The sequence below is a fragment of the Chloroflexota bacterium genome, assembly GCA_014360825.1.
Taxonomy (GTDB): Bacteria; Chloroflexota; Anaerolineae; order UBA2200; family JACIWT01; genus JACIWT01.
The window spans coordinates 34,765-51,631 of record JACIWT010000011.1 but is presented as its reverse complement, the minus strand read 5'-3'; the positions used below and the strand labels follow the sequence as shown (position 1 = coordinate 51,631).

The 16,867-nt window shown below is 57.2% G+C and carries 14 protein-coding genes and 1 tRNA gene; 13 read left to right on the top strand and 2 right to left on the bottom strand.

Annotated elements, in window-relative coordinates; all coding sequences use genetic code 11:
- Nucleotides 1–13 precede the first annotated feature (13 nt).
- The 3 genes from H5T64_08865 (at nt 14) to H5T64_08855 (ending at nt 1,724) form a co-directional block, all read left to right on the top strand.
- Nucleotides 14–89: transfer RNA gene (locus H5T64_08865), tRNA-His, on the top strand.
- Nucleotides 90–129: 40 nt separating this feature from the next.
- The gene (locus tag H5T64_08860; GenBank protein ID MBC7264450.1) at nt 130–1,485 is read left to right on the top strand and encodes a protein-glutamate O-methyltransferase family protein; all 1,356 of its coding nucleotides are present in this window, start codon (nt 130–132) and stop codon (nt 1,483–1,485) included.
- On the top strand, nt 1,479–1,724 hold the full coding sequence (locus H5T64_08855) for a hypothetical protein (GenBank protein MBC7264449.1): 246 nt from the start codon (nt 1,479–1,481) through the stop codon (nt 1,722–1,724). Before H5T64_08860 ends, H5T64_08855 begins: the two co-directional genes overlap by 7 nt.
- A 67-nt stretch (nt 1,725–1,791) precedes the next feature.
- On the opposite strand, the gene H5T64_08850 is transcribed toward H5T64_08855, so the two are convergent.
- Both H5T64_08850 and H5T64_08845 read right to left on the bottom strand, forming a co-directional pair.
- The gene (locus H5T64_08850; GenBank protein ID MBC7264448.1) at nt 1,792–2,850 is read right to left on the bottom strand and encodes a C1 family peptidase; all 1,059 of its coding nucleotides are present in this window, start codon (nt 2,848–2,850) and stop codon (nt 1,792–1,794) included.
- A gap of 34 nt (nt 2,851–2,884) precedes the next feature.
- Nucleotides 2,885–3,172, bottom strand: coding sequence for a hypothetical protein (locus H5T64_08845; protein MBC7264447.1), 288 nt, complete (start codon nt 3,170–3,172; stop codon nt 2,885–2,887).
- Nucleotides 3,173–3,425: 253 nt separating this feature from the next.
- Here H5T64_08845 and H5T64_08840 point away from each other — a divergent pair, with 253 nt between their 5' ends.
- The 10 genes from H5T64_08840 to H5T64_08795 all read left to right on the top strand — a co-directional run bounded on the left by H5T64_08840 (nt 3,426) and on the right by H5T64_08795 (nt 16,703).
- The gene (locus H5T64_08840; protein ID MBC7264446.1) at nt 3,426–5,375 is read left to right on the top strand and encodes a hypothetical protein; all 1,950 of its coding nucleotides are present in this window, start codon (nt 3,426–3,428) and stop codon (nt 5,373–5,375) included.
- Between the two features lie 146 nt (nt 5,376–5,521).
- The gene (locus tag H5T64_08835; protein MBC7264445.1) at nt 5,522–8,575 is read left to right on the top strand and encodes a S8 family serine peptidase; all 3,054 of its coding nucleotides are present in this window, start codon (nt 5,522–5,524) and stop codon (nt 8,573–8,575) included.
- A 119-nt stretch (nt 8,576–8,694) separates the two neighbouring features.
- Nucleotides 8,695–9,501: a tRNA (adenine-N1)-methyltransferase gene (locus tag H5T64_08830; protein MBC7264444.1), complete on the top strand. Its 807-nt coding sequence runs from the start codon at nt 8,695–8,697 to the stop codon at nt 9,499–9,501.
- Nucleotides 9,502–9,637: 136 nt separating this feature from the next.
- Nucleotides 9,638–9,931 carry a hypothetical protein gene (locus tag H5T64_08825; GenBank protein ID MBC7264443.1) on the top strand — a complete coding sequence of 98 codons (294 nt, stop codon included), beginning with the start codon at nt 9,638–9,640 and terminating at the stop codon, nt 9,929–9,931.
- 33 nt (nt 9,932–9,964) lie between these two features.
- The gene (locus H5T64_08820) at nt 9,965–11,254 is read left to right on the top strand and encodes a DUF58 domain-containing protein (GenBank protein ID MBC7264442.1); all 1,290 of its coding nucleotides are present in this window, start codon (nt 9,965–9,967) and stop codon (nt 11,252–11,254) included.
- 5 nt (nt 11,255–11,259) lie between these two features.
- On the top strand, nt 11,260–11,799 hold the full coding sequence (locus H5T64_08815) for a GNAT family N-acetyltransferase (protein ID MBC7264441.1): 540 nt from the start codon (nt 11,260–11,262) through the stop codon (nt 11,797–11,799).
- Nucleotides 11,800–12,311: 512 nt separating this feature from the next.
- Nucleotides 12,312–12,767 carry a PTS sugar transporter subunit IIA gene (locus H5T64_08810; protein MBC7264440.1) on the top strand — a complete coding sequence of 152 codons (456 nt, stop codon included), beginning with the start codon at nt 12,312–12,314 and terminating at the stop codon, nt 12,765–12,767.
- Nucleotides 12,768–12,832: 65 nt separating this feature from the next.
- Complete coding sequence (locus H5T64_08805; GenBank protein MBC7264439.1) at nt 12,833–14,116, top strand: ribulose 1,5-bisphosphate carboxylase; 1,284 nt, start codon at nt 12,833–12,835, stop codon at nt 14,114–14,116.
- A gap of 36 nt (nt 14,117–14,152) precedes the next feature.
- The gene (locus H5T64_08800) at nt 14,153–15,211 is read left to right on the top strand and encodes an alcohol dehydrogenase catalytic domain-containing protein (protein MBC7264438.1); all 1,059 of its coding nucleotides are present in this window, start codon (nt 14,153–14,155) and stop codon (nt 15,209–15,211) included.
- A gap of 109 nt (nt 15,212–15,320) precedes the next feature.
- Entirely contained in the window at nt 15,321–16,703 is a 1,383-nt protein-coding gene (locus H5T64_08795) for a PTS galactitol transporter subunit IIC (protein MBC7264437.1), read from the top strand.
- Nucleotides 16,704–16,867 lie beyond the last annotated feature (164 nt).

The window sequence follows — 16,867 nt, the reverse complement described above, 5'->3', positions numbered from 1 at the left end:
CTTTTGAGAAATGGTGAGCGTAGCCGAGCGGTTAAGGCTCCTGGTTGTGGCCCAGGCGATCGAGGGTTCGAATCCCTCCGCTCACCCCAATTGATTGGCCTGCCCCGCCTATACGGGCGCAGGCCATTTATGTGGCACCGCGAATCATTGACATCTACCCTCACCTATGGTAGAATCCCACCTACCATGTCACTCCAGAGAGTTCTCGAGGATGCCAGGCGCTACCCCACTATAGAAGAACTCAACTGCTTAGTGGGCTCCGATGACCCCACACTTCCACCGCCTCTCCTGATTGCGGAATTGGGTTCCTTTGCCTATGATACCGTGCGCCAGCGTATCCCCCGCCTCATCCGCGACGTGGTGGCCCACAATGCCTTCCCCTCCTCCATTGCTCGCCGCATACTGGCCATTGAACGGGAGATCACAGGCCGGCATCCCGTCCGCCCGCTCACAGAAGATGCTCCCGATCGCGCTCTCTGGGACTGGGCCTGGACTCCCCATCGGGGCAAAAGTTGGTTTGAATTGCCTTGGTATTTCGCCGAGGCTTACCTGCACCGGCGCATTCTGGAGGCCACGGGGTACTTTCAGCCAGGGCCTTGGCAGGGTTTCGATCCTTACGCGGTCATTAAACGCGCTCATTACACCGAACCCAGTGGGGCCATCACTCAATTCACACCAGTCTATGAGTCGTTGGCCAGCCTGGACCGCGCCGACGCCCTTACCGCCCTCCTGCACTACAACCTGTGGAGCAACCGCGCGGACCTAAGTTACCGGGCTGTGGCCGAGCGAGCCAAAGGGGTGCCGGACATCGTTCGCGAACGCCAGAACTTGCTGATTGACGACACGCCCCGTGCTGTCGCTACCCTATCGGGTGGCCGACATCGGCGGGTGGACATTATCGCCGATAACGCCGGTCTGGAGCTACTCTATGACCTGGCCCTGGCCGATGCCTTGATACACCGCGCGGGAGTGCACGAGGTGGCGTTCCACCTGAAGGCACAGCCGTTTTACATCTCCGATGCGATGGTGGCCGACGTGTATGAGGCGCTGGAATTCCTGGCCGGGGCGGAGAGCACTGCAGTGCAAGCGCTGACGGCGGCCGTGCAGGATTACATTGCTGCTGGACGTGTGTGCTTGTTGGACCACTGGTTCTGGACCAGTCCGTTCTGCTATCCTGCGCTGTGGCCATCGCTACGGCAGGAACTGGGGCAGGCTGATCTCGTTGTGCTCAAGGGGGATCTCAACTATCGCCGGCTGGTGGGCGACCGGCATTGGCCCTGCACCACGCGTCTATCCGAGGTGGCGGCCTATTTCCCCGCTCCTTTCCTGTCCCTGCGCACGATGAAAGCGGAAGTGATACTGGACTTAACCCCGGAGCGAGTGAACCGATTATTTGAAGAGGATCCAAATTGGATGGTAAATGGGCAACGTGGGCTTATCCAGTTGGTGGAGCCCCAAAAGCAAACGGAGGGTAAGCAATGCTGAGAAAAGCAGTCATCGCTTTGGGAATCAGCGCAGTGATCACACTGTTCACTGGCCTGTTCGATGTGCGCCACTTATTAGGGGCGACGAACCGCGGCCTGCCTTTCACCTGGTTGACTCGCGTTGTCTACCCAGGTGCAGACTGGACGGTGAATTGGGTCAATCTGGTGCTGAATATCGTTATTTGGTTCGTGCTGGCATTCGTCGTTGGGCAGGTCTTGACCAGAGGTCCATCAACCTAAGCGCCCATCTACCGATTTCTGGCGGTATCTCTTGCACTGCGCGAGTAGGAGGAGCAGAGCCCTTTCCTCAGTCGTTACAGCTGAAAGCCTCCCAGCCGTAGTAGCGGATATAGTTGTAGGGGAGCGTCCCATAGCCGACGCCGAAGGGGCTTTCCACGCCCCAGCGCGTCCCCCAACTATTGCGCACGATAAAATAACCGCCGCCGGCAAATTCCGGGTCTGCGCCAAACCCCACGATGAGCACAGCATGACCACCACTGGCCCGCGTCCCAGGGACGGGCATCTGGATGTTGCCAGTGCGCCGCACCACGGGGTTCAGCAACCAACTCCTGTAGGCGGGAATGCTGACCGCCACTGGATAACCGTTCTCCAGCCGCTCCTGGATGTCCTCCACCGAACGCGGGTCTAAGACAAGCCCCTGCCGAACCTTGTATCGCGAGGCCTCTTCCATTGCCCCCTCTGGCGGTGGCCCCTGGCCTTCGTTGTCTTCCATAGGTTCAGGGTTATAAGGCCAGGTGGTGGCCAAACATATTCCGAATCGCACCGCGATGGGCACGGCGATCATGGCGAAAGTGCCATGGGACCGCGGGCGGTTATCGTTCTCCTTGCACAACCAGTAAAGGAACTGCTCTGAAAGGGCGACTTCCTCGCCGTTCTTGAGTTTGTAAGCGTACTCGCGCATCGCGACCACCGCGTAGGCCACACAAGTGCCGCGGCGCCCCTGATCCCGTACGGGTGGAAAATGGGCTACCAAATTCACTGCCCGTTCGCCCTGCGCTTCGGCCAGAGCAGCATTCGGCTGCTCCGGGATGAAGAACTGGGCTTCCATGTGAGCCAGTTGGCGTCGAGGCGGCAGCGCACCCATCGCATATTCCTCGGCTGCAAGGTCCACCTCTGCGGCTTCGGTGCCTGTCTCTGCGGCGACTTCCATCTGCGGAGGGGTTTGTGCACTCACCCACTTCTTCACTTTGGCAAAATCTGGGATATAGGGTGCTAATTTGTTTAGATAATAGGGAGGCAGGCCGAGCAACTCCTCGACCCGGGTGATGGAAAGCGCCTCTAGTGCCCGAATTTGATCTGGACTCAAGTCTGTCTGGCTCAATGGGGTTCCGATCTCTTTGACCACGCTCAATGCTCCTTTCTGGGACGGTTGTGTTGGACTAACGGTCTGCTTTGGTAGGCGGCAGCGCGCCGGTGACAAACTCCTCCTTCGGCGCTTTTAGGATGCGGCTGAGTTGCGACTCTGGGATCTCGGCGGTAGCCTCCTTCTTCAAGGTTCGTAACTCGCGGGTTTTGATGCCCAGATAACGCGCCAGATTGCGGGAGTCGAAATGCGCCAGGGCGATGAATTCCGGAACCGTGGTGATGGAGATTTCGGCAAGTTTTCTTTTCTGATCTATGGAGAGCCAACTCACGTTGGCAAGTCTTTTGCCCGTTTTCAGGTTCATACCTTCACCCCTTGACTGCTCTATCTCCTCGCTTGGTCTTCCACATTATCCATTGTACCCCATGAGGGCGGGGATGTCAAATGTCCTCGCTGGTTTCCCATCTTTTGGTGATTTGCCGATGGAATACCGAGGCAGTACAGAGCAAGGAAGTTCCACTCAGGTGCATGATGTAGACGATTTGTATCTTTTTTGTAACTGTGCTATAATAAATTTGTACCTCACCTCTACGTGAGGGCATAGCCTGGGGAGTGAAATGTCCACACGCTGTCGTTTAAGCACTCTCAAATTCGCGCTCGCCCTGGCCATAGCCCTGTCTCTGCTATGGTTTGCCCCCTGCCTAAGCCCCGCTGGAACTCGTTGCACCGTTGCAAGTGCAGAGCCTATTCATGCTGAGGCAGATTTCTATTACTTCTCCTTGCTTGACCTGACTGCCACCGGCACGTCATCTGCTTGGCTTCGTCTCCAATCCGGCGCAACGGTGGCTGCCGTCATTGTGCTCAACTGGAGCGGTGACGCCGACGTGCTCGTGGATGAGAGCAGTGGCGTTGGCTTAGCCCTTGCCAGTAATGGCACAATGGAAACGGTAACGGCTTCCGTCCGCGCTCTGATGCTCATTCAGTCCTTTGCCGGCACGACCGTTACCTTCGCCGTCGAGCAATCGTCTGGCGGCGACGTCACCGCCTGCATCGCCAATGGCAACGGACCTCAGGAAAATTGTGTTGCCACTATCCACACTGCTTCCAGCACCACCTTCACCGTGAACAGTGCCGACTTGGTGATCGGCGGACCCGTGCAGGCCGATTTGGACGACCTTCGCGCCACAAGGGGTCGCGCTGATCCAGTTCCCCCCGGGCCGCAGTTCCCTGAAGGCGTGGTGCGCACGCGAGTGGAAGTACACAGCACCTCCACCTGGGCCTCAGTCACGCTGGTACAGGGGGCGAAGATCCTGGCGGTGTACTTGGTGTCTGTGAACGGGTCAGGGGCCACAACCTCCGGCCATATCCTCTACCAAAGCGGGCCTAATGCACGGACTACCGCCAACCCAGAGCAGACAGCAGTGGTAGATGCCGTGTTCAGCAATGTAAGCATCACCGGCACCGTGGAGTGGCAGATAGAGCAGGGTAACGGCGGAACCACCCGCGTGGCAGTGTTCAACTACAACGGAGACCAACCTGTCCTCGTGGGTGAGATAGAGGTATCGAATACCACTCCACGAATTCTGGAAGTTGCAGGCGAGTTGCTATTGGCTTCTGGGCCAGTATCCCTGGATGAAGCACGGCGCGATGTGCCTCGCCTGACCTGGGCCACCTATCACGCGGATTATCAGCGCCTCGCCGATTGGGACAGCGAGATCTACGTTGATCGCCCCGCGTCACGCTATATCTCCAGCGACCCTGATGCTATTGCCCGACACGTGGCTCAGGCCAAAGCGGCGTTCCTAGACGGTTTCGTGTTGGCCAATTGGTCCCCAGGAAATGGAGCCGATTCCGTTTTGCCCCTCCTCCTAACCGAAGCCGAACGACAGGGGTTCTACGTGAGTGTATCGCTGGCGGGTCAATCTAACGCTTCGGGCCAGGTCAACATTGCTGGTGTGACCAGCGACTTGCGCTATCTACTCGATAACTACGGTGGCCACCCTGCCTATTATCGCCTGGGCGGGTTACCGGTAGTATGGGTCAGTGCAGCGGACAAGGTCTCGCCTGCCTTATGGGATTATATCTTCGAGCAGTTGTGGACCGAAGGCCGCGGAGCACTCTATATCGCCGATAGCACCAACCCAGATATATTGACTGCCTTCGATGGACTTATGCAAGAGGCGGTCTATCTTTATCATACGCTGCCGTCGGCAAATCAGCGATGGATGGTGGGAGTACGGGCCAATTCGGCTGTGGCGCCGAGGAGGCCTGCACGTCTGTGGGTGGCGACCCTGTCTCCGGGCAGTGACCAGCGGCGCATTGGTTACCCGGGCCAATATCGGCCTCGGCTGAATGGCGCTACTTACACGCTGTGCTACGAGGCAGCGCTTGCCAGCGCAGCAGATTGGCTGGTGATCAACTCGTGGAACGATTTCCGGAGCAACACCCACATCGAGCCCAGCGAGAATTACGCCCGCCAGTATTTGGACATCACAACAGGGATGATCGCTCGTTGGGGTAGACCATACCGGCTGTATTTCCCGATAATGGCTTGGCGAAGGTCGTGAAACTGTGGCCAGGTTTGCGATTGGGCGAAGGCGGCTGACAAACCGTGGAATACCGCGACAGCCTACCTTTTCTCCATTACCCAATTCGTTGACAGCCCCCGTTCCCTGTGCTAAAATCCCCATTGAACACCCCTGGAGGGAAGCCCGTGCGTCTGTCTGTGTTCAGCCGCATTGCGTTATCCTTGGCGTTGGCACTTACCGTGGCAGCGACCCTCTCCGCTGCCTCGCCACTTCCATCTGGGCATCCTCTTCCACCACCCCCTGTCTCGCCTGCCAAACACCCTCGCCTGGCGTCGTCCCTGGTAGCCCTGGCTGATGCTTACTCCCGCCAGGGCTTGCCTGGCGCAAGAGCCCTCGCCGCCCAGTCGGGTTTAGTGTTGCGAGATGCTACGGTCGAGGTGGTTGTGGAAACTGACCTCGACGCGATGGATGCCATCACCGCAAAGGCTCCCCTCGGCGCAACCGTTCAGGCCACATACGACAATCTAGTACAAATGTCCGTTCCCCTATCAGCACTCGCCGAACTGGCAGATCTGCCGGGTGTGCAGTACGTCCGCCCCCCAGCGCGCCCGGTGGTCAACGCCATCACCAGCGAGGGCGTGGCCCTCTCCAATGCCAACGCCTGGCATACTGCCGGCCACAAAGGCAGCGGGGTGAAAATCGCCGTTCTCGACGTGGGTTTCACCGGCTACCAGGGCTTGTTGGGCACTGAACTCCCACCTACCGTAACCGTTCGCTCCTTCACTTCCAGCGGTGATATCGGTGGCGGCGGTGAGGACCACGGCACTGCCTGCGCCGAGATCGTCCACGATATGGCCCCCCAGGCGTCGCTCTATCTGGTGAACTATGACTCCGACGTTTTCTTCTTGAACGCCGTGGACTGGCTCATCGCCCAGGGAGTGAGCATCATTTCCCATTCCGCCGGCCTACCCCGCGGTGGATCTGGCGATGGCACTGGTCTCATCTGCGACGCAGTTGCCCGAGCCACCAATGCGGGCATACTATGGGTGAACTCCGCCGGCAACTATGCGCAGCGCCACTACGACCTGATCTGGAGCGACCCCGAGGGCAACGGTTGGCTGAACTGGGCCATGGGCGATGAGACCAACGAGTTCGACGCCTCCGTCGGCGAGCCTATATACCTTTTCTTGCGCTGGGATGATCCTTGGGGCGGGGCAGGGAATGACTATGACCTATACCTCTACCGACAAACTGGCAGTGGGGAGCGAGTGCTCGTGGCCTCATCCACCAATAGCCAGAACGGCGACCCCGGCCACCAGCCTTGGGAAGAGATCACCATCACTGCCCCAGCGTCGGGCCGTTATCACGTGGCGGTGTGGAGAGTGCATAGTTCTCGTAATCCCAACTTCGACCTGTTCTTGTTCAACCCCACGGGCCGGATTCTGGAACACGTCACCGCGCGAAGCAGCCTGATCGTGCCCGCTGATGCACCTGCTTCCTTCACCGTCGGGGCAGTGCCTGTCTCCAATCCGGCCACCAGCGAGCCCTTCAGTTCCCGTGGGCCCACCCGAAGTGGCCTGATCAAGCCGGACATTGCCGCCTACAGTGGCGTCTCCACCAACCGCTATGGGTACAACGGCTTCGTCGGCACTTCTGCGGCCTGCCCGCATGTGGCGGGCGCAGCGGCGCTGGTGAGGGGCGCTAACCCAACCCGCCCCATGACTTACGTCCGCCAGTGCTTGGAGGACAATGCCAAAGACCTGGGCGCACCGGGCAAGGATAACGTGTTCGGCAGGGGGCGGCTCTATCTGGGTGCGCCGTTCACTTTGGTCACGCCGACGCCCACTCCTACAGTGACACCCCCACTACCTCCGACTGGCGACGAACGGGCCTATAACTGCGGTGGCCCGGCCTACACTGCTCCCAATGGCCTCACCTGGCTGGCCGATCAACCCTATGCACCCGGCAGTTGGGGTTTTATCGGTGGCGGGTCAGTCTCCACTACCGAACCCATCACCCTGACCGAGGAAGACCCCCTCTATCAGACCCAACGCGTCGGGATGTCGGGCTATGCCTTTGATCTGCCCAACGGCAACTATCTGATCGAACTGCGCTTCGCCGAATTGACCATCACCGAGATGCACCAGCGCGTGTTTGATGTGCGCGTGGAGGGTCAGACCATCCTGCGTTACATGGACATCTTCGCCCTGGCTGGGAACAAGACCGCCTACGCTCGCCAGTTGCTGGCAACGGTGAGCGACGGGCAGTTGAACATTGACTTTCCGCCTGTCATCGGCCAGGCTATGGTGAACGCCATCCTGATCCGCTCGGCCCCTACCATAACACCTACGCCGACGCTGCCTAACTGGTACGGCAACCTGTACATGCCCATCGTCCTGAAGTATTATCCGCCCCTGCCTGCCACGCCTATGTTGAACCCCATTGATAACGCCGACGGCGACAACCGCTACACCGTCTCCTGGACAACTGCGGCATGGGCCACCTCATACCACCTCCAAGAGGACGATAACAGTGCCTTCTCCTCGCCCCACGTTGTTTACAACGGCCCCGATACCAGCGTCGAGTTGACGGACCGCCCGCTGGGAGTTACTTATTACTACCGCGTCCGGGCCGAGAACGCCTACGGCAACAGTGCCTGGAGCAACATTCGCTCAGTGTACGTGCCCGGCTGTCCGGCCAAGCCGACCCTGAACGAGATCAGCGACCCCGAGGGAGATGGCAACTACACTGTCTCGTGGAGCGCCGACCTGAACGCCGAGACCTATACCCTCGAAGAGGACGACCACGTGCCCTTTACTAGCCCGGCGCAGGTGTACTCGGGGCCGGCCACCAGTGTCGCTCTCGCAGGGCGCAATCCTCTGGCCACCTATTTCTACCGCGTGCGGGCAACGGGTCATGGCTGCACCAGCCCCTGGAGCGACCTGAAGTCGCTCCCGCCCAACCGCGGCACCTGGCAGATTAACAACGAGACGGGTGGTGTGCTGACATTGGAGATCATCGGCCTGGGGGCGCGCAGTTTCAGTCCCGGCACGCATTACTGGAACCTGGCTCCCGGCATGTACACCTATAACGCGCGCTCCTGGTGTGGCACCCGCACAGGGCTGACCCTCCAGATCACTGCCTACCAGACCTCCGGCGCAAGCGAAGTCTGGACGTGCCAGGGAGGGGAGGAAAGTTCTTTGGTTCTCACCCTTTCTTTCTCTCTCAGTGGGAGGTGAGCTCTGGCCGGTTATTGCAATTCCATGATTTCGGCTTATACTTTTCGTGAACCCGTTCGCACCCCATTTCCATTTGGAGGACTGGCTGGCACTGTAGTGTCAGCCCTGTGGAGAACACCATGGCCCTGGCCCGCGAAAGCGATCTTCTCCTGATCCTAGCCAAAGACGGCAAGCGTTTCATCGTCCGGCTGGAGCGAGGGCAATTGCTCCACACCCACCGCGGCATCATCGCCCACGACGACCTGATCGGCGCGCCCCTGGGCCAGGTGCGCCAGACTCACTTGGGCTACCCCTACGTGGCCCTGCGGCCCTCCATCCACGACCTGGTGATGGACATCAAGCGCGCCTCGCAGATCGTCTATCCCAAAGAGGCGGGCTACATCCTGTTGAAACTGAACGTGGGACCTGGCAGCCGCGTTGTGGAGGGTGGGACGGGTAGCGGCGCGCTGACTATGGTGCTGGCCCATGCCGTGCGCCCCGACGGGCGGGTTTATACCTACGAGTCCCGCGAGGACATGTGCCGTCTGGCGGCCAAGAACCTGGCCAATGTGGGGCTGGCAGACGTGGTGGAGATCAAACAGCGCGACATCGCCACCGGCTTCGACGAGCGCGATGCGGACGCTGTGTTTTTGGATGTGCGCACACCCTGGCTCTACCTGGATCAGGCCCGCGAGGCGCTCTCGGACGGCGGTTTCTTCGGTGCCATCGTGCCCACAGCCAATCAGGTGAGCGAACTGATAGATGTATTGGGGCGCAAGGAGTTTATGGATATCGAGGTCTGCGAGATCCTGCTGCGTTCGTACAAGCCTGTCCCCACCCGCCTGCGCCCTGTCGATCGGATGGTGGCCCACACCGGCTACTTGGTCTTCGCCCGCAAATCGGAGAGCGTGAGGGAAGTTTTTCCAGAAGGTGCAGACGAGACATAAGGCCCGCGATTCGTTGCGCTAACATGAACGCTGCGTTTTTTGGCATTTGAGGTCGGGCGTGTTATACTTGAACCTGTAAACCGCACAGCGCCAGCCTCAGGGCGCTGTTACCTGAACCGAAGGAGGACATTTCATCATGGCGCACCGAGACCACGCCCACCCCAGGCGTTTGCTCTTAGCGGCCTTGGCGCTCGGCTTGATCCTGATCATCGCAGCGGGTTGCAGGATCGAGCGCGTGACCCCAGAACCGCAGGCTACTCACACGCCCGTTGTCCTGGCGACGGATACAGTGCCCCCGCCGCCCACAGGCCCAATTCGCATTATGACTGCCACACCCGAAACCCCACAAACCCCACTTCCACCGCCCACGGAAGGACCATACCCCGGCCCTCAACCCACCCCGACCGTCGGGCCGTATCCATCAGGGTAAAGCCTCCGCCCTGCAGAATAGGGTGAAATCGCGGTGAGAAGGAGTTGGGTCGCGCTGGCTATACTGGGGCTGGCGTTGCTCCTGGGCCTCGCCGCCCGGTCGAGCATGTCGCCGGTTGGCCAGCGCATCTGGTTTAGTATCTCTTATCTGTTCATCATCCTTTTTGTGCTCTCGTACTTCTGGACTTGGGTCAATGTGAACGGCGTGGAGATCATTCGCCAGACCCACGCAGAGCACACGCAGGTGGGCGGAGTGGTGGAAGAGCGCTTCGTGGTGCACAATGCCACCTTTCTGCCCAAACTCTGGCTGGAGGTACGCGACCACTCCACCTTGCCCCATCATCACACCAGCCGGGTCATCGCTTCTCTGGGCTCGCGGCAGCGACGCGGCTGGACAGTGAGGACCTTTTGCCGGCGACGGGGCCGCTTCATCCTCGGGCCCCTCACCATCATCAGCGGCGATCCCTTTGGCCTGTTTGAGCGGCGGCGCGAACTGAGCGACACTTCTACCATCGTCGTTTACCCCGCGACGGTAGACTTGCCCCGCTTTGCCATACCAATCGGCGATTTGCCCGGGGGCGGGACGATGCGTCGCCGCACCCACTATGTGACTACCAATGTCGCCGGTGTGCGCGATTACTACCCCGGGGATAGTTTCCACCGCATTCACTGGCCCTCCACAGCACGCACCGGACGCCTCATCGTCAAAGAGTTCGAACTAGACCCCACTGCAGATGTGTGGCTCTTCGTAGATATGCAGAGCCGCGTGCACTTCGGCTTGGTCACCGAAGAGATCGAGGTACCCGAACCCGCGCTGCTGGCGAAGAAACCGACTTCGCTGATGGACCCTACCACCGAAGAATATACCGTCACCATTGCGGCGTCCCTTGCCAAACACTTCCTCTCAGAGAACCGGGCAGTAGGGCTGGTGGCCTATGCGCAACAGCGCCAAGTGCTCCCTGCCGACCGAGGGGAGCGGCAGTTGAGCAAGATCCTGGAGATGTTAGCCGTTACTCGCGCCCAAGGTACCATCCCACTGGCTACTATCTTGTCAGCAGAAGGGGCTATGCTGGGACGAAATACCTCTGTCGTGGCCATTACGCCCTCCGCTGAAGTGGAGTGGGTCGAGGTCTTGCGAGATCTCAGCCGGCGAGACATCCGCGGGGTGGCCGTTGTGATCGATCCCGAGAGTTTCGGTGGACCAGTGGGCACAGAGCCGCTTCTCGCCGTCCTTGCGCAGAATGGGCTCCCCGCCTATCGGGTTCGTCAAGGAGACGATCTGAGGGTCGTGCTGAGTCAGCGCGCCTGGTGGGAAGGGGTATAGGCGCTATGAATTCCGAACTGTTTATCCGCAACGCTGTGTTGAAGGATCTGGAAGACTGTGCCTCTCTCGATGCTTCTGGTGAGACCGAACACGTCTGGCAGATGCGCTTGGGCGAGGTGGAGGGACAGTTGGAGATCACGTTCGTCCGCGTCCGGCTACCCTGGCCGATGGATGTGGCCTACCCTCGAGATTCCAGCGATCTTCTGGGAGATTTCCGCCGCCGAGAGTGCTTCCTGGTGGCCACAGACCGCCAGGCGGTGCGCGGCTTCATCACTCTGATGACTATTGGATGGAACAAGACAGCGTGGATCCATCACTTGGTGGTGGATAAAGCCTGGCGGCGGCGGGGGATTGGTTCCACGCTGCTCAATCGGGCGCTGGAGTGGGCCTCAGGCCAGCGGCTGCGGATGGTAACTGCCGAGGCGCAGACTAAAAACGACCCAGCCATCCAGTTCTACCAGAAGCACGGCTTCACCTTCTGCGGGTTCAACGACGATTATTACCCCAGCGGGGACATTGCCCTGTTCTATGCCAGGAAGTTGTGATGGCGGATGCCTCCGCGAGCCTGATCCGCGTCTTTATGGTGCGTATCCGTGGCTACGGTACCACTCCACTGCCTTACGCAACGCCAGCAAGTCCATGGTTTACACAAAGGGCGTTTGGATTGCGACGGCGCGTAAACCATGCCGCTCGATTGGCACACCCGGGTGCGGTATAGCGTGGCAGACAGAGGGGCTACCAAGCCGCTCAAGGTGCGCCCACCGTCCACGGTGGGCGCACTGAGTTTGCCGGAATTAGTATAGTTTTGTAACAACCCCTTGCGCGCAAAAACAGTAGATTTAGGCTTAACCGACTGGCGTTTTTGTGGTATCCTTTAGTATAGAATAACTTGTCTTTCATTTACTCAGAACTAGCAGACGGTATTGATAAATTCTGAGCGACTACCAACCTGTAAGTGGGAAAAAACATCGCAGCGATTGTGATTACGTTTTTTTCCTGGAAGTCCTAATTAACTCTTTTGGACCGAAGGTGAATGATGCCTGATGGACGTGAAGTGATGATTGAGGAGGACTTGGTCTTTATTGATCTTGAGGCCAGAAACAGGGAGGAAGTGATTGGGAAAATGGCGGGAAGTTTAGTGAAAAAAGGCTATGTTACTGACGGATTTGTTGAGGCCGTGTTAGAAAGAGAGTGTAAGTTCCCTACAGGTTTGCCTAGTGCCATTCCGGTGGCTATACCCCATGAGGATGCGAAGTACTGTAAGCGGTCTGCACTTGCAGTCGCTACTCTCAAAGAGCCCGTCGCGTTCCGAGAGATGGGTAATCCCGAAAATGAACTTCCGGTCCGGCTCGTATTCTTATTTGCCTTGAATGACCCGGATATGCAAGTAACCTGGTTGCAGAAATTGTCTACACTTTTAGGGTGCACGCACTTTCTTGAGAGGGTCCTGTCGACGACAGAGCGCCGGGCTTTGGTCATGGAGCTCGAAAAAGCCTTGGGGAAAGGAGAATAAGAACGGAATTCCGCACACCTTTTCCTTCTCGAGTTGCTGTGAGCAGAAAGGAGGAAACTACCTTAATGAAAACGCTATATGACCCGAATATCTTTGAAAACACCATGGAGGGTATCACTCCAGAAGATTATATAATAGCTACCTATTATTTTGAACAGGAAGCGTACGAGCACTTAGAGGTTGTGGGTTATATGGCACTCGAAGCCTCGACGGGGGGATGGATTGACTTTCCGGGCGAGACGCCGCAAGTGAGAGAGGCGCTCAGCGCCCGGGTTGTTGGCTATTATCCCGTTGAAAGCCAACACGAGGGTTGGCAGGCTGCTGTCGTACGGCTGGCATTTCCCATGCGCGGGCCCACAGGGTATTTAGGTAGCACTGCTGCTATGCTGACTGGGATTGGCGGGAATATCTTGGGCATGCCAGGGGAAATTAAACTATTAGATATAGACCTGCCTGCCGCCTTCGTCAAGCAACTTCCTGGCCCGAAGTTCGGGGTTTCTGGGATACGCAAATTGCTTGAAGTCCCCCAACGCCCTCTTGTAAACTGCATGATCAAACCAAAAGTCGGACTGACGCCTAAACAAATTGGCAATCTTTGTTATGAGGTTGCTGTGGCCGGTGTAGACACTATCAAAGACGACGAAATGATTAGTGAAACCTACAACTGTAGTTTCAGGGAGCGGCTTATGGAGGTCATGGCTGCTCTGAAGCGAGCCGAAGAGGAAACGGGCAAGAAAGTGCTCTATTTTATTAGCACGACAGATACGGTTCGCAAGCAACTTGAGAAAGCCAAATGGGCAGTTGAGCATGGCGCCAATGCATTGATGGTCAACTTCATCTCTGGCATCGAGATGCTCAGAGCTGTTGCCGAAGATCCCAATATCAATGTGCCACTGCTGTTCCATCCTTGTGGTATGTCAGGCTACACTGGCATAAGCCCTATGGTGTGGAACAAGCTCGCTAGGTTCGCTGGTGCGGATGTGGCTCTATCAGGTGGTACCTGGGGAAAGTGGGGAGAGGGTGGAGCCTTTGCCCCAACAATTCGAAGCAAGCACATTCTGCAGGCGCCTATACCGGGCATAGAACGCATATTCATTCTTTCCTCGGCCGTACCAGGCTTAGTACCCACTGTCATTGAGAGTTACGGTCTGGATGTCATGGTGGGGGGGGGGGGGGCGGTGCATGGCCATCCCTCCGGGTCTGCGGCGGGAGTCAAAGCGCTTCGGCAAGCAATTGATGCTGTCATGTCTGATATTCCGCTCGAGGAAGCGGCTAAAGAACATAAAGAACTGGGCGAAGCAGTTGCACTATGGGGCATCTATAAGAGGCCTGCAACGAAGCGATACTAAAGACTAGTCCCAACCACGGAGAGGAAGAGATTTGTCATGGGCAAAACCTTTCGACGTGCTCTAGTATACGGCGAGGGGGATGTGCGAATTGTAGAACTACCAATGATTGTCCCTAAGGATGACGAAGTGTTGATTCGCGTGAAAGAAGCGTCTGTTTGCCCCAGCGATTTGAGAATCTTCCGTGGGCTAGTTAAAGCTCCTCCTCCTGACAAACCCCAGCACCCAGGCCATGAGTATGCTGGTATTGTTGAAGCAGTGGGCAAAAATGTGAAGAGAATTAAACCGGGCATGCGCGTTGTACCCCAGTCGTGGACGCCGTGCTTTCAGTGTGAGAACTGCCGGGAGTTTCTATACTCTCACTGCGAGAACTTACAGAATAATCACGGCGGATTTGGTGAGTACGCCGTGGTAAAAGAGAGTTCTGTTTTGGAGATCCCGGAGGGGACATCGTTCGGCGATGCTTCGGTCACGGAGCCACTAGCGAGCATATTCAGGGCTGACCAGGAGAGAAGTAAAGTCACTCTAGGTAAGAAGGTGGTTGTGATAGGGCTTGGGCCTATGGGCTGTATGCATGTGCAGGTATGCCATCTATTAGGTGCCCAGGTGATGGGCATTGATTTGATCCAAAGTCGGTGTGATATAGCCAAGGAGATGGGTGCTGACATAGTGATAAATGCTTCGAAGACCGATCCCATCGAAGCGGTCAGGCATTGGACGAAATGGGCGCCGGGCCCATCCGGGCGCGGCGCGGACGTGGTTATAGTCACTGTGGGCGGCAGTGCTCAAGCTGCTGCGACAGAACAAGCTTTACAGATGGCCGGCGTATACTCCATTGTCAATATTTATGCTGGCACTTATCCTGAGGACTTGAGAATCACCGTAGAACCTAATACGATTCACTATCGAGAGATTCATCTGACCGGCACGCGCAGCTACAGCCCTAAGTACTTCAAGCGCGCGCTCGAGTTGATCAACAGTGGTCGAGTTCAAGTATCTAAGATTCGCCGGCCAGTGCTACCTTTTGAGGAGATTGATAGGGCTTTCCGCATCCATGGGACACCGGAAGCAATGAAAGTGGGATTGATCATGTCATAAGCAAAACCGAGCTTTTGGCGTTGTGTAAGGAGGTGATGCAATTCGACAAATAACGGGTTATTTGATTTTTGGCAAGACGATTTCTACAATTTGAGAGGAGGGTAGATCGATGGAAGCGGTAAGAACTGTCGTAAAATGGCTACTGGATGCAGGGGCTCCAGTGATGATGCCCATTGTGATCACCGTCTTTGGCCTTGTTATGCGCCAGGGATTTGGCCGATCATTCAAGGCTGGTCTCATGACCGGGATGGGTTTGATCGGCATCAGTACTATCGTCTCACTAATCACAGGAAGTATGGGGCCTGCGGCCAAGGCCATGGTAGATAACTTGCACTTACAATTCAAGGCCCTGGATATCGGCGGCCTCGCGGCAATGACCTGGGCGGTTCCTACCTCGATGTTTATCATACCCCTAATTCTAGTAGTGAACCTCATTATGTTAGCCCTTAACCTTACCAAGACTTTCCACATTGACATCTGGAATTACTGGCACTTTGCTTTTGCTGCTGCAGTCCCTTACCTGTTGACCCAGAATGTTCCGCTTTCCCTCGCCATTGCCGTTTTGACTGCTTACGTTACTTACAAGTTGGCTGACTGGGCTTACCCGGCGTGTGCCGACCCTCAAACTTTTAACATCCCTGGCATCACACTCGCGCATTCTGGCACGATTGCTTGGGCGCCTTATGTCTACGCTATCAATAAGGTGTTGGATAAGATCCCAGGTGTCAGGGACTGGAAGGCAACCCCAGAGGATCTTGCGAAGCGCTTCGGCGTATTCGGCGAACCCTCGGTTATTGGTTTGATTATGGGCATCGTCATTGGTGCTCTGGCTAGGTACAACTTGCAGGGAATCTTGAAACTGGGTGTGACTATGGCCGCTGGTCTGATCATCATGCCCAGAGTGATCAGCCTAATTGTAGAGGGGCTGATCCCCTTGGCAGATGGCATCCGCGACTATGTTACCCAGCGTTTCCCTGGCCGTGAGATCTATATTGGCATGGATGCGGCGCTGATCGTGGGTCACCCCACCACTCTCGCTGTGTCTTATTTCTTGGTGCCCATCACTTTGCTGCTGGCGATAATCCTACCTGGGAATGGGACTCTGCCTTACTCTATGCTGGCATCCATTTTCTTCCCCATCTGTTGGGCGGTAGCTCCTTCCAAGGGGAATGTGGTCCGCACTCTGATCGGCGGTCTCTTTATCATGGCCGTCATTCTGTACGGGACCACAATAGTTGCCGAATACGCGCACGAAGGGTTCAAGCTGATTGGGGCCAAACTACCCGAGGGCATGTTGGCCACTGATATGCTAGCCGGCAGACAATTCTTCCCTTGGGTGCTGGTCCTGATCATGCAGCCGTTGGTAGGAAAGGGGGCTATGTGGCAGCTCCTCGTGGGCATCTTTATCTTGGCTACTTACTTCCTGATCTGGTGGTGGGTGCGGGACGAACCTGCTCGCTGCGCCGCAATTGATATGGAGGCTGAAAAGTAGAGCATGGTCACACCAGACCATGGGGGACGTGAGACCGCCTACGAGCCCTTAGCACGGGCGGGCTTTGACAGTTCCCCATGGTCTGGATATAATAATTGGTTAGTAAGTGAATTTGTCATACTTGCCTGTTTGGAAGATGGAGAGATGCCTGTAAGGGGCCTTGT

What these genes read in the sequence shown, in the direction of transcription:
- H5T64_08860 (MBC7264450.1), top strand. Translation starts at nt 130, where the DNA reads ATGTGGCACCGCGAATCATTGACATCTACCCTCACCTATGGTAGAATC.
- H5T64_08855 (MBC7264449.1), top strand. Translation starts at nt 1,479, where the DNA reads ATGCTGAGAAAAGCAGTCATCGCTTTGGGAATCAGCGCAGTGATCACA.
- H5T64_08845 (MBC7264447.1), bottom strand. Translation starts at nt 3,172, where the DNA reads ATGAACCTGAAAACGGGCAAAAGACTTGCCAACGTGAGTTGGCTCTCC.
- H5T64_08840 (MBC7264446.1), top strand. Translation starts at nt 3,426, where the DNA reads ATGTCCACACGCTGTCGTTTAAGCACTCTCAAATTCGCGCTCGCCCTG.
- H5T64_08830 (MBC7264444.1), top strand. Translation starts at nt 8,695, where the DNA reads ATGGCCCTGGCCCGCGAAAGCGATCTTCTCCTGATCCTAGCCAAAGAC.
- H5T64_08825 (MBC7264443.1), top strand. Translation starts at nt 9,638, where the DNA reads ATGGCGCACCGAGACCACGCCCACCCCAGGCGTTTGCTCTTAGCGGCC.
- H5T64_08815 (MBC7264441.1), top strand. Translation starts at nt 11,260, where the DNA reads ATGAATTCCGAACTGTTTATCCGCAACGCTGTGTTGAAGGATCTGGAA.
- H5T64_08810 (MBC7264440.1), top strand. Translation starts at nt 12,312, where the DNA reads ATGATTGAGGAGGACTTGGTCTTTATTGATCTTGAGGCCAGAAACAGG.
- H5T64_08805 (MBC7264439.1), top strand. Translation starts at nt 12,833, where the DNA reads ATGAAAACGCTATATGACCCGAATATCTTTGAAAACACCATGGAGGGT.
- H5T64_08800 (MBC7264438.1), top strand. Translation starts at nt 14,153, where the DNA reads ATGGGCAAAACCTTTCGACGTGCTCTAGTATACGGCGAGGGGGATGTG.
- H5T64_08795 (MBC7264437.1), top strand. Translation starts at nt 15,321, where the DNA reads ATGGAAGCGGTAAGAACTGTCGTAAAATGGCTACTGGATGCAGGGGCT.